This window comes from Zoogloea sp. GDB6 (assembly GCF_056724105.1).
Genome location: NZ_CM161497.1, coordinates 1421927 through 1433625, shown reverse-complemented (window position 1 = coordinate 1433625; position 11699 = coordinate 1421927). Strand labels below are relative to the sequence as shown.

The following is an 11699-nucleotide window of genomic DNA, read 5'->3' as shown; positions in this document are numbered from 1 at the left end:
GCCAACATGGCGGCATCTCCGGTCTTTTTGCGCACTGCACCTTGCCTCTTGCCCTCGGGCAAGGCAGCCTTGCCCCACCGACCATTTCCTTTCGCCAAATGCACATCCGCCGTTTCCCTGCCGGCCCCCCGGCCAGATCAGAAAGGCACCACTAATGTTGTGGCAGGCCATCGGCGCGGTGCGCGATCTGAAACGCGTGCATGACATCGCCAGCGTGCTGATCCGCTACGGTTTCGGAGACCTTGTCCGGCGCATCGGCATGGCACACGCGCTGGAACGCGCCGGCAAGGCCCTGCGTTGGCGCGAACCGGGAGAGCTGGCCCATCTGGAACCTGCTGCGCGGGTCCGCCGGGCCCTGGAGGAACTGGGACCAACCTTCGTCAAACTGGGGCAGATCCTGGCAACGCGGGTAGATCTGTTCCCACCTGACTGGATCACCGAGTTCAGCAAGCTTCAGGACGCCGCACCCGCCCTGCCGTTCACCGAACTGCGGGCACAGTTGATGGAAGACCTGGGCGAGCCTCCCGAGGCGCTCTTTGCCGAACTGGACACCGAACCGCTGGCCGCAGCCTCCCTGGCCCAGGTCCATAGAGCGCACCTGAGCGACGGTACAGACGTGGTCCTCAAGGTGCGGCGTCCCGGCATCCGCCCGATCATCGAGGCGGATTTGCGCCTGCTGGAGCGTCTGGCTGAGATCATCGAAACTGAAGCCGCAGACCTGCGTCGCTACCGCCCCAGCGACATCGTCCGCCAGTTCACGCTGTCCTTGCGCCGCGAACTGGACTTCGCAGCCGAATGCCGCAACGCAGAGCGGATTGCGGAGCAGTTTGCCGGGCATCCGGAAATCGTCATCCCCCGCGTACACTGGCAATGGTGCGGGGAGCGGCTGAACGTACAGGACTACGTGGACGGCATTTCCGGGCGAGACCTCGCCGCCGCCGACGCGGCCGGGCTGGATCGCAAGCTACTGGCCCGCCGCGGTGCGGAGGCGGTGCTCAAGATGTTGCTGGAAGACGGTTTCTTCCATGCAGACCCCCACCCCGGCAACGTGCTCTACCTGCCCGGCAACCGTATCGCCTTCATCGACTTCGGCATGGTCGGACGCCTGACCGAAGAACGCCGCAGCCAGGTGGCACGCCTGCTGCACGGGCTGGTCAGCCGCGATAGCGGCCTGGTCGCCGACGTGCTGCTCGACTGGAGCGACGATGATCACCTCGACCCGGAATCCGACCTTCTGAATCTGCGCACAGAGATCGACACCTTCGTGGACCTTTACCACGGCGTCCCGCTGCAGCGCCTTAACATTGGCGCGATGCTGTCGGATCTGCTCACCATCCTGCGCGAACACGGCCTATCCCTGCCCACCGATCTGGCCCTGATGATCAAGGCCTTCATCACCCTCGAAGGCATGGGCCGGCAACTCGACCCGGATTTCGACATCGCCACCGAAGCCAGTCCTTTCCTGCGCCAGGTATTACTGGCCCACGCCGCGCCGGCAGCCTTTGCCCGGCGTGGCTGGCGTGCCTTCGCGGACACGGTGGATCTGCTCGCCGGCCTGCCGCGGGATCTACGTCAGTTCCTTCGCGCCGCGCGCCGGGGCAAACTACAGGTCCAGGTCGAGGTGCTGCCGCTGCAACGCTTCGGCAGCCAGATCGACCGGGCTGCCAGCCGGCTCTCGCTGGCCATCGTGATCGCCGCACTGATCATCGGTTCGGCCATCGTAATGACCGTCGACAAGGCACCCGTACTTCCTGGTCTCCCCTCCTTCGGTCTGCTCGGTTTCATTTCTGCCCTGATCGGCGGACTCTGGTTGCTGCTGTCGATCTGGCGCAGCGGCGGTCCCCACCGATAACCCGTTTTCCATGACAACAACAACGATAAGCTCCCCCCAACTCACGCCTCGCCAGGACGTGCGGATCATCGCCCTGGTCGGCTTCGCCCACGGCGTCTCCCACTTCTTCCACCTGCTGCTGCCGCCGTTGTTTCCGTGGCTGATGCCGGAGTTCGGACTGGACTTCGTGCAGATCGGCAGCACGATGACGGTCTTTTTCGTCGTCTCCGGTGTTGGGCAGGCCCTGGCCGGCCTGGCGGTGGACCGTTTCGGCCCCCTGCGGGTGCTGTCGACCGGCGTTGCGTGCTTCATCCTCGCCGGTTTCGGCCTGTCCCAGGCCCGCGGGCTCGGCGACCTGATCGCCGTAGCCGCGCTGGCGGGCCTGGGCAACAGCGTCTTCCACCCCTGCGACTTCACGATCCTCAACCGCAACGTTTCCCCCCAGCGCCTCGGGCACGCGTTTTCGATGCACGGCCTTTCAGGCAACCTGGGCTGGGCGCTGGCGCCGGTCTTCCTGACCGGCATCGCGTCGGTGGCCGGCTGGCGCACGGCAGGTATGGGTGCCGGCCTGCTGGCGATTCCCGCACTCGCACTACTTCTGCTCGGACGGCATCATTTTGCGGTCCCACCCCACGCGACAAGCACGACCAATCGCAAGGTGACCACGCTGGAGATTCTGAAGGTCGGCCCCGTGTGGCTGTGCTTCACCTTCTTCCTGCTGCTCACCACAGCCTTCGGCGCAATCCAGAACTTTGGTACGCCACTGATGCAGGGCATGTATGGGATGCCAATCAGCCAGGCCGCGGGAACCTTGTCGGCGTATCTGCTGGCTGGCGCAGCGGGCGTTCTGGTAGGCGGCTTCCTGACCCGCCACGCACGGCAAGGACGGATCATCACCGGCGCACTCTGCACTGCAGCCCTGGCTGCGCTCCTGCTGGCCAGCGGCTGGCCGGGCGCCGCCACGGTCTTGCCCTTGATGGCGGCGATCGGCTTTCTGACAGGCCTGGCGGGGCCTTCGCGGGATCTGCTGGTGCGTAGCGCGGCGACGGCCCGCTTCGGCCAGGCTGCCTTCGGACGGGTATACGGCTTCGTCTATTCGGGGCTGGACACAGGCCTGGCCCTGGCTCCACTGGTATTCGGCGGCTTCATGAACAAAAGCCAGTTTGCAACGGTATTGCTCGGCGTCGCGATCCTGCAGGCACTGGCCGTGTTCACCGCACTGAGCGTGGAACGGCGCTAGCGGCGCACTCAGGTTGCCGCCACGTCCTCCTCCGGTTCATCGCTGAAGTTCCGGGCAATGGCGGCGAAATCTCCGGAAACGCGGAGGAGGACATCGACGATATCGGGATCGAAATGCTTACCGCGCTCCAGCGCCATCATTTCGATCGCCTTCTCGTGGGGGAACGGCGGCTTATAGACCCGCCGGGAGATCAACGCATCATATACGTCAGCAACGGCCATCAAGCGCGCCGATACCGGGATCGCGTCGCCGGTCAGCCCTTGCGGATAGCCAGTACCATCCCAACGTTCGTGATGCCCGTAGGCAATCTCGGCCGCGTAGCGCAGGAAGGACGCATCCGCCGTGCCCCCCAACGCCCGCTCGGCCTGCAGGATCGCGTTGCGCCCGTATTCGCAGTGCTGCTTCATGATCACCCATTCATCGGGTGTCAGCTTGCCTCGCTTCAGCAGGATGGCATCCGGCGTCGCCACCTTACCCACATCGTGCAGCGGCGCGGATTTGAACAACAACTGGATTACATCCTCATCCAGATAATCCCCGAAACGGGGATGGTCCTGCAATTGCTCGGCGAGGATGCGGACATAGTGCTGGGTACGGCGGATATGGTTGCCGGTCTCATTGTCGCGGGCTTCGGCAAGGGCGCAGAAAGCGGTGATGGTGGCCGCTTGAGCTGCGATCACTTCCTGTTTGCTGGAGACGAGGCGGCGGCTTTGCTCGCTGATTTCGGCCGTGCGCTCGGCGACCAACAGTTCGAGATCTGCGTTGCGGCGCTGCAGCGCCTTGGTGGCCCGCGACAGCGCCAGGTGGGTACGCACCCGGGCCAACACCACCGGCGGGGAAATCGGCTTGTGAATGAAGTCTTCCGCACCGAGGGAGAAGCCCTGCTCCTCGTCTTCCGGGCGGTCCAGACCGGTCAGAAACATCACCGGGATGCCGCGTGTCGACTCCGACGACTTGAGGCGACGGCAGACCTCGAAACCATCCAGCCCGGGCATCATCACATCAAGCAGGATCAGATCGGCTCGCCCACCGGCCTCCAGATAACCGAGCGCTTCACCGCCACTCGTGGCGGGATGGACGTCATAATGCGCCGACAGCACGTCCTCGAGAATCAATAGATTGTCGGCCTGATCATCCACCACCAGCACGTGGGCACGCTGTTTCATTGCAAACTCCGGAACCATTTTCGGACGACCTGTCTTCTTCCCCACGGATACAGGGGATTATTCCAGCATCTGTCGCCCACCGCTGCAAGCACCGCCTGAACCATCATGGCCCTGATTTACAGTTTTCCACCCATTGCCACCGCTGTGGCCCATACCTTGATCCTCGGCAGCATGCCCGGCGAAGCGTCCCTTCGCGCCGGGCAATACTATGCACACCCTCGTAATCTATTCTGGCCCATCCTGGGCGAACTGGTAGGGGCCCATCCCGCCCTGCCCTACGCCGAGCGACTGCGCTGCCTGGAATCTGCGGGCATTGCGCTGTGGGATGTACTGCAGTGCTGTGAACGGGAAGGCAGTCTCGACACGCGTATCGACGTCGGAACCATCGTCCCCAACGACTTCCCGGGCTTTCTGGCGGCGCATCCGCATATCACGCGGGTCTTCTTCAATGGCGCCATGGCGGAGACGAGCTTTCGACGCCACGTATTGAAATCGCTGACGGCTCGCCGGTTGGCCTACGAACGCCTGCCGTCGACCAGTCCGGCCAACGCCGCATTCAGCTTCGCCAGGCGTCTGGAGGCCTGGCGAAGCGTGCTTGCTGCTTCTGAACCGCCGACTCAATGCTCCAGCACGTAAGTCCCGGGGGCATCGGCAAGTGCCGGATAGGCCTTGGTCTCCACTGGCCGCGCATCGACCAACTCGCCACACTGGGGCTTCAGCCAAGCCATCCAGTCTTCCCACCAACTACCGCTGCTCTCCTCGGCCTGTTCATACCAACCTTCTGCCGTATCGGTACGCCGGGCTTGCCCAACCCAGAACTTGCGCTTGGGCGGCTTGACGGGCGGATTGACGATGCCAAGGATGTGGCCGGAACTCGACAGGACAAAGCGCTTCACGCCGCCCACGTAGTTCATGGCGCGGAAAGTCTGCTTCCATGGCGCGATGTGGTCATCCTCCGCCGACACCGCATAAACCGGCTGGGTGATCGCCCCCAGATCGATGGGCTCCCCTGCAACGGTGAGGCTATCCTTGTCGATCAGGCGGTTGTGCAGGTAGAGCTCCCGTAGATACCAGGCATGCATCGTGAAGGGCATGCGCGTGGTGTCCATGTTCCAGTACAGGACATCGAAGGGCGGCGGCGTTTCACCATACAGCCAGCCATGCACGACGTAGTGCCAGATCAGGCTGTTCGAGCGCAGCAGGCGGAATGCCGAAGCCATCTCGGCACCGTCCAGGTAGCCCTTGCGCTCCATGTTCTGGGTGATGAAGCGGATGCTTCCTTCGTCGATGAAGACTTCGATATCGCCCGGCTTGTGGAAATCGACCAATGTGGTGAGCAGCGTCCAGTGGGACACCGGCACATCCTCCGGCGCGAAATGGCGGTTGGCCCAGGCCATGTAGGTACTCAATGCCGTACCGCCGATGCAGTAACCAACCGCATGTACCTTTGGCGCACCGGTCACCCCACGCGCCGTATCGATGAGGGCCTGCACACCTTCGAGCAGGTAATCATCGAAGCTGACATCCCGCATCTCCGGCCCCGGATTCTTCCAGCTGGTGATAAACACATCGAAGCCCTGATCCAGCAGGTAGCGGATCATGCTCTTCCTGGGGTTCAGGTCGAGGATGTAGAACTTGTTGATCCACGGCGTGACGATCACGATGGGCGTCCTGTACACCTGCGCCTTGGTCGGCGTGTAATGCAGAACCTCCAGCAAGCGGTTGCGGAACACCACCTTGCCCGGCGTAGTCGCCAGGTTCTGGCCGACGGTGAAATCGCTGGGGTCAGTCATCCGGATGTTGCCGGCTTCCACGTCGTCGAGAAAGTTCCGGAAGCCCCGCGCCAGGCTCTCGCCCTTGGTTTCCACGGCCAGCCGCATCGCCACCGGATTCATCCAGAAGAAGTTCGACGGTGCTACCGCATTGAGCCATTTCCGCCACCAGAACGCAGCCCGGCGGCGCTCCTTCTGCGACAGCCCCGGGGTCTCATACAACATGTCCTGGACATGATGGGTCATGACCAGATACCACTCCTTCACCAGATCCCACGTCGGGGATTCAGCCCAGACAGCATCGGCGAAGCGGTTGTCGTCTTCATGGGGTCGGAGCGGATCTTCGCTGGGCAGGCCAAGCAACTTGCGCCAGCTGTGCCATTGCAAGGCCCATAGGCTTCCTGAGACGCGTGTCATCGCCTCGGTCAGCTCCTGGGGATGGGCGAGCCACGCAAGCTGCGCATGCACCAAGGGAGCGGCCATACCGAGCGGATCAATCGAAGACTCGACCGAATCATGCAGTCGCCTCAGCGACTTGCGGGCAAGATCAAGCGGTGGTGCGGGTTCACGGCGGGGCATGAGTCACAACTCCTTTCATGCGAAATCAATTGACTCCCGACATCATGTACGAGGTCGGCAAATTCCTGTGCTGTTGAAATCGTGAGCCTGACTGGACAACGGACCGTTGATATTCGTCAAGCCGCCCCCGAACAGACTGCGCTTTATAATGGGACACCCAGTTCCCGACAGGATCGACACCATGTTCAAGAACATTCTGGTCCCAACCGATGGGTCCGAACTCTCCGACTCCACCGTGGCCAGGGCCATCAGCTTCGCCAAGGAAGCCGGAGCACGACTCACCTTCTTTTATGCCCAGCCGGATTTTCCAATGCCTATCTACGGCGAAGGCGCCCTGATAGACCCGACCACCCCCGAACAGTTCAGTCGTGCCGCCGCCGCGGAAGCGGAAGCAATCCTGTCCCGCGCCCGCGCCAGCGCAGAGGATGCCGGCGTCGAATCGAGCAGCGACACCCTCGTCAGCGAAGTTCCCTATGAAGCTATCATCGAAGCCGCCGAGCGCAACGGATGTGACCTTATCTTCATGGCCTCCCATGGCCGGCGCGGCCTGAGCGGCCTGCTGCTGGGCAGCGAAACCCAGAAGGTACTGACCCACAGCAAGGTTCCCGTGCTGGTCTACCGCTGAATTCCAAGCCACGAGCGGTCGCCACGCGTATCAAAAGAAAGGGCCTCGCAGAAACTGCGAGGCCCTTCTGTCTTGCCAGTACCGAGACTCCAGAATACGGCAATCCGCCGAATCACTCGGACTCAGTATTATTGATTTCCGCTGCAGTCTGCTGGAAAAACAGCGTACAGAGGCTGGACGCGGCGCAAACGAGCCAGAAGCCGAAGAAACCGATCGAATACGTTGCGATCGCAGAAAAATGCACCGGCTCACCCAGCAGATACAGCTCCTGTGGATTGACCACGGTGAAGAAGATGATCTCAGCCACACCTGCAACCAAGAACGAGGGCCATAGAACCTGGATCAGTTTCAGCATGCTCAAGCTCCCCAAATAAATGCGGGCCCCAAAGGGCCCGCGTCAGTCAGCTAGGAATGAGAATGTCGTTCGTCTTCTGCGATGTGCCGCTGGGCAAAACGGTACAGATACCCAGCCATCACAATGACGAACCCAATCGTGAACAAGCTCAGCAGACCAATGTCGCTACCGAACAATTCCTTCCAGGCCATGACTTCCTCCATGTCAATCAACAGGTTTCAGATCCGCTGAATCGATCCGGATCTCCGTCTCTGTGGGGAGGAATGCGGCCCCTGACAGCCTCCAGCTGCGGGACTCATCTTCTATCAACACCTTCCAGTGGGCACTCACCAGTTCATTCTGGAGGCGTCCGCGATACACACCATCACTACGCTCCATGATGATCTGCTGATCCAGGCCACCACGCGTCGGGTGGGCCAGCGTCACCATCAACTTAGCCGGCAACTCCCCCCCTGGCTTGGCCTGGAGTGCCACCGACAACCCGTCCGCGGTGAACCGGACTTCGGCCTTCAAGCCCAGATTGGCCGCTGCGCCAGCCCTTGCCAGCGTCTGATTGATCGCCAGCCCCTGCTTGTAGTAATCGTCGGCCACCATACCGTCGAAAGACGTCACGGCCAGCCACATTGTGATGCTGCCACCGATGATCGCCGTCACCGGCATCAGCATCAGCAACCAAGTCCAGTGTTCCTTGTACCAAGGAGTGGAGGAAACCTGATTCGGGGCCATTGCTCTTTGATTCATATCTCAGCTTCTTTACTGCGGTATCAGGAACACCGACTTCTCCCGTACCGCCACGGTTTCATCGTCCAGCGCCTTCACCTCGATATACACGGTGTTGGAGCCGGGCTTGCCCGACTCGGGCGGCGCCGCCACTTCGATGGTGACCGACTTGAGTTCCGCCGCATCCAGCTCGATCGGCCCGGCCGGGCTCAGCTTCACCCCGTCCAGCCCGCTCGCCGACAGGGCATAGCGCCGCGGCTTCTCGGTCATGTTCATCACCTGCAGATTGTACACGTTGGCGATCAGGCCCCCTTCGATCTCCCGGCTCAGCGTCGAGCGGTCCTTGATCACATCGACCCGCAGCGTCGAGCGCGTCGCCAGACCCCACACGAAGGCCGTGCAGATCGCCACCAGCACCCCGGCGTAGATCAGGATCCGCGGGCGCATCACGTGCCCGACGATCTCCTTCCTGCCCCAGTGCCGCTTCATCGCGTTCTCGGTGGTGTAGCGGATCAGCCCCTTGGGGTAGTTCATCTTGTCCATCACCTGGTCGCAGGCGTCGATACACGCCGCGCAGCCGATGCACTCGTACTGCATGCCGTTGCGGATGTCGATGCCGGTCGGGCAGACCTGCACGCAGATGCCGCAGTCGACGCAGTCGCCCTTGCCCACCGTCTTCGGCTCGACGCCCTTGCGCCGCGCGCCGCGCGGCTCGCCCCGCTCGGGGTCGTAGGTGATCACCAGCGTGTCCGGGTCGAACATCACGCCCTGGAAGCGGGCATACGGGCACATGTACTTGCAGACCTGCTCGCGCATCACGCCGGCAAACAGGTAGGTGAAGCCGCCGTAGAAGCAAATCCAGAACAGCTCCCACGGGCCGAAGCTGAACGTCGCCGCCTCGTGCAGCAGTTCGTGCATCGGCGTGAAGTAGCCGACCAGCGTGAAACCCGTCCACAGCGCCAGGGCGCCCCAGGCGCCGAACTTGGCACCCTTGATCGCCAGCTTGCGGGCGCTCAGCGGGGCCTGGTCCAGCTTCATGCGCTGGGCGCGGTTGCCTTCGATCTTCTCCTCGATCCACATGAAGATCTCGGTATAGACGGTCTGCGGGCACGAATAGCCACACCATAGCCGCCCCGCCACCGCCGTGAAGAAGAACAGCGAATACGCGCTGATGATCAGCAGGATCGCCAGAAAGAACACGTCCTGCGGCCAGAAGATCCAGCCAAAGATGTAAAACTTGCGCTGCACTACGTCCAGCAGCACCGCTTGCCGGCCATTCCACGGCAGCCAGCACAGGCCGTAGAAAATGATCTGCGTCGCCCACACCAGAATCCACCGCCAGGTCGCAAAGCGGCCCGTCACCGCACGGGGGTAAACCTTCTGGCGGACGGCGTAGAGGGTGTCCTCGGCTTCACCGGCCTGCACAGTAGCGGGACTGGTCTTCTTGGCAGCTTGGGTGTCTGGCTGACTCATGATCGCAATATCAAAATATTCTTATATTCCAACCCAAAAACACCCCGGGGCCTGCCCGGGGGGTTCTTGATAGCGAGCAATGTTGCGTCTCGCCGAAAAAGCTTACTTCTTTTCTTCCGCCGGAGCTGCGGCGTTCTTGGAGAGGCTCAGTACATAGCCGGCAAGCAGATGCACCTTGTCCTCACCGAGGAAGTCCTTCCAAGCCGGCATGCGGTTGGTACGGCCATGGGTCACGGTCTCAATGATCGTGGCTTCGGACGAGCCATACAGCCAGGTCTTGTCGGTCAGGTTCGGTGCGCCAACGGCCGGGGTGCCCTTGGCTTCCGGACCATGACATGCGACGCAGTTCTGGGTAAAGATCTCTTTGCCACGCTGGGCACGCAGGGAGTCATTGGCCAGGCCGGACAGGGAACGCACGTAGTTAGCTACATCCTTGACGCCATCGGCACCAAGCGCCGGGCCGAACGGAGGCATCATGCCCTGACGACCTTCCAGAATGGTGGTCTTGATGGTTTCCGGCTCGCCGCCGTACAGCCAGTCATTGTCGGTCAGGTTCGGGAAACCCTTGGCCCCCTTGGCATCAGCACCGTGACACTGGGCGCAATAGGTCAGGAACATGCGATGGCCCATGGCGTTGGCTTCCTTGTCGGTAGCCACTGCATTGAGGTCCATGCCACGATACTTGGCAAAGATCGGGCCATACTTCTCGGCCGCGGCCTTCTGTTCAGCTTCCCACTGACCGGCGGAAGACCAACCCAGCTTGCCCTGATTGTTGCCGAAACCAGGATAAAGGGTCAGGTAGGTGATCGCGAAGATGATCGTGATCCAGAACATGTACATCCACCAACGCGGCAGCGGATTGTTGTACTCCTGCAAAGTCTCGTCCCACACGTGATCGTGCAGGCCGACCGGGCCCGAGGTCCGCTTGGTCGTGTTGGAAATCAGCACGAACACGCAGAACCCGATGCTCAGGAACACCAGCACCATCACCCAGGCGTTCCAGAAACCGCTAACGAAGTCAGCCATTTTTATTTCCTTCCTTGGTTTGCCGCCCCGAATCGGAGGGCGGCAAGTCGTCCTCGCCGAACGGCAGGAGCGCAGCCTCGTCGAATCCCTTTCGTGCACGACCGCTGTACGCCCACAGGCTGATACAGATGAAACATACAAAGCCCAGGACGGTTACGACCGTACGTGCGTCATTGATATCCACGATGTGCTCCTGCGTTCTCCGAATTGGATTACTGTTTTTCCGGAGCCGCGGGGGCCGGAGCGGCAGCAGCCTCAGCCGGTGCAGGCGCAGCGGCCGCCACGGCCGGAGCCGCCGGCTTGCCGGCATTCAGCGCGGTGCCAAGACCCTGCAGGTAGGCGATCACAGCCTCCAGTTCGGTCTTGCCTTCCAGCGCCTTGCGGGCACCCTGAATTTCCTCATCGGAGTAAGGAACGCCGACCTTGCGCAGCGCGGTCATCTTGGCCTCGATGTCGTCAATCTTCGCCGGGCGATCAAGCCACGGGAAAGCCGGCATGTTGGACTCGGGAACGACGTCACGCGGGTTCAGCAGGTGGATGCGATGCCATTGGTCGGAATAACGGCCACCAACGCGGTGCAGATCGGGACCGGTACGCTTGGAGCCCCACTGGAAGGGGTGGTCATATACGTACTCGCCAGCGACGGAGTAATGGCCATAACGCTCGGTTTCGGCACGGAACGGACGGATCATCTGCGAGTGGCAGTTGTAGCAGCCTTCGCGGATGTAGATGTCGCGGCCGACGAGGCGAACGGGATCGTAGGGCTTGAGGCCTTCCACCGGCGTGGTGGTGGACTTCATATGGAACAGCGGCACGATTTCCACCAGGCCGCCGATACTGACGGTCATCAGTGTGAAGACGATCAGCCAGCCAACCTTACGTTCGATAAAGTCGTGATTCGATTGAGCCATG

At 61.9% G+C, this 11699-nt stretch carries 13 protein-coding genes; 4 read left to right on the top strand and 9 right to left on the bottom strand.

Annotated elements, in window-relative coordinates; all coding sequences use genetic code 11:
• Positions 1–154: 154 nt before the first annotated feature.
• Positions 155–1852: an ABC1 kinase family protein gene (locus AC1PQG_RS06585; RefSeq protein WP_481121812.1), complete on the top strand. Its 1698-nt coding sequence runs from the start codon at positions 155–157 to the stop codon at positions 1850–1852.
• A 10-nt stretch (positions 1853–1862) separates the two neighbouring features.
• Positions 1863–3071, top strand: coding sequence for an MFS transporter (locus AC1PQG_RS06580; protein WP_481121811.1), 1209 nt, complete (start codon positions 1863–1865; stop codon positions 3069–3071).
• 8 nt (positions 3072–3079) lie between these two features.
• Here AC1PQG_RS06580 and AC1PQG_RS06575 read toward each other — a convergent pair whose 3' ends face one another.
• On the bottom strand, positions 3080–4237 hold the full coding sequence (locus AC1PQG_RS06575; protein WP_481121810.1) for an HD domain-containing phosphohydrolase: 1158 nt from the start codon (positions 4235–4237) through the stop codon (positions 3080–3082).
• A 105-nt stretch (positions 4238–4342) separates the two neighbouring features.
• Between AC1PQG_RS06575 and AC1PQG_RS06570 the strand changes: the two genes are divergently transcribed.
• The gene (locus AC1PQG_RS06570) at positions 4343–4873 is read left to right on the top strand and encodes a DNA-deoxyinosine glycosylase (RefSeq protein ID WP_481121809.1); all 531 of its coding nucleotides are present in this window, start codon (positions 4343–4345) and stop codon (positions 4871–4873) included.
• On the opposite strand, the gene AC1PQG_RS06565 is transcribed toward AC1PQG_RS06570, so the two are convergent.
• Positions 4855–6588 (bottom strand): PHA/PHB synthase family protein, encoded by a 1734-nt coding sequence (locus AC1PQG_RS06565; protein ID WP_481121808.1) that lies wholly within the window; start codon positions 6586–6588, stop codon positions 4855–4857. The two genes, AC1PQG_RS06570 and AC1PQG_RS06565, sit on opposite strands and share 19 nt — an antisense overlap.
• Before the next feature lie 181 nt (positions 6589–6769).
• On the opposite strand from AC1PQG_RS06565, the gene AC1PQG_RS06560 reads away from it, so the two are divergent.
• Positions 6770–7213: a universal stress protein gene (locus AC1PQG_RS06560; RefSeq protein WP_481121807.1), complete on the top strand. Its 444-nt coding sequence runs from the start codon at positions 6770–6772 to the stop codon at positions 7211–7213.
• Positions 7214–7325: 112 nt separating this feature from the next.
• Here the strand turns inward: AC1PQG_RS06560 and AC1PQG_RS06555 are convergent, their stop codons facing one another.
• The 7 genes from AC1PQG_RS06555 to ccoO all read right to left on the bottom strand — a co-directional run bounded on the left by AC1PQG_RS06555 (position 7326) and on the right by ccoO (position 11698).
• A complete protein-coding gene (locus AC1PQG_RS06555) occupies positions 7326–7568 on the bottom strand; it encodes a hypothetical protein (protein ID WP_481121806.1) in 243 nt (80 codons plus the stop codon).
• A 50-nt stretch (positions 7569–7618) separates the two neighbouring features.
• A complete protein-coding gene (locus AC1PQG_RS06550; protein WP_481115133.1) occupies positions 7619–7759 on the bottom strand; it encodes a DUF3149 domain-containing protein in 141 nt (46 codons plus the stop codon).
• Between the two features lie 13 nt (positions 7760–7772).
• The gene (locus tag AC1PQG_RS06545; protein ID WP_481121805.1) at positions 7773–8294 is read right to left on the bottom strand and encodes a FixH family protein; all 522 of its coding nucleotides are present in this window, start codon (positions 8292–8294) and stop codon (positions 7773–7775) included.
• 27 nt (positions 8295–8321) lie between these two features.
• A complete protein-coding gene (ccoG, locus tag AC1PQG_RS06540) occupies positions 8322–9761 on the bottom strand; it encodes a cytochrome c oxidase accessory protein CcoG (RefSeq protein WP_481121804.1) in 1440 nt (479 codons plus the stop codon).
• A gap of 102 nt (positions 9762–9863) precedes the next feature.
• Positions 9864–10787 carry a cytochrome-c oxidase, cbb3-type subunit III gene (ccoP, locus tag AC1PQG_RS06535; RefSeq protein WP_481121803.1) on the bottom strand — a complete coding sequence of 308 codons (924 nt, stop codon included), beginning with the start codon at positions 10785–10787 and terminating at the stop codon, positions 9864–9866.
• Positions 10780–10971, bottom strand: a complete 192-nt coding sequence (locus AC1PQG_RS06530) for a cbb3-type cytochrome oxidase subunit 3 (protein WP_481115137.1) — start codon at positions 10969–10971, stop codon at positions 10780–10782. The genes ccoP and AC1PQG_RS06530 overlap by 8 nt, the downstream gene beginning before the upstream one ends.
• Before the next feature lie 28 nt (positions 10972–10999).
• Positions 11000–11698 carry a cytochrome-c oxidase, cbb3-type subunit II gene (gene ccoO / locus AC1PQG_RS06525; protein WP_481121802.1) on the bottom strand — a complete coding sequence of 233 codons (699 nt, stop codon included), beginning with the start codon at positions 11696–11698 and terminating at the stop codon, positions 11000–11002.
• Position 11699 lies beyond the last annotated feature (1 nt).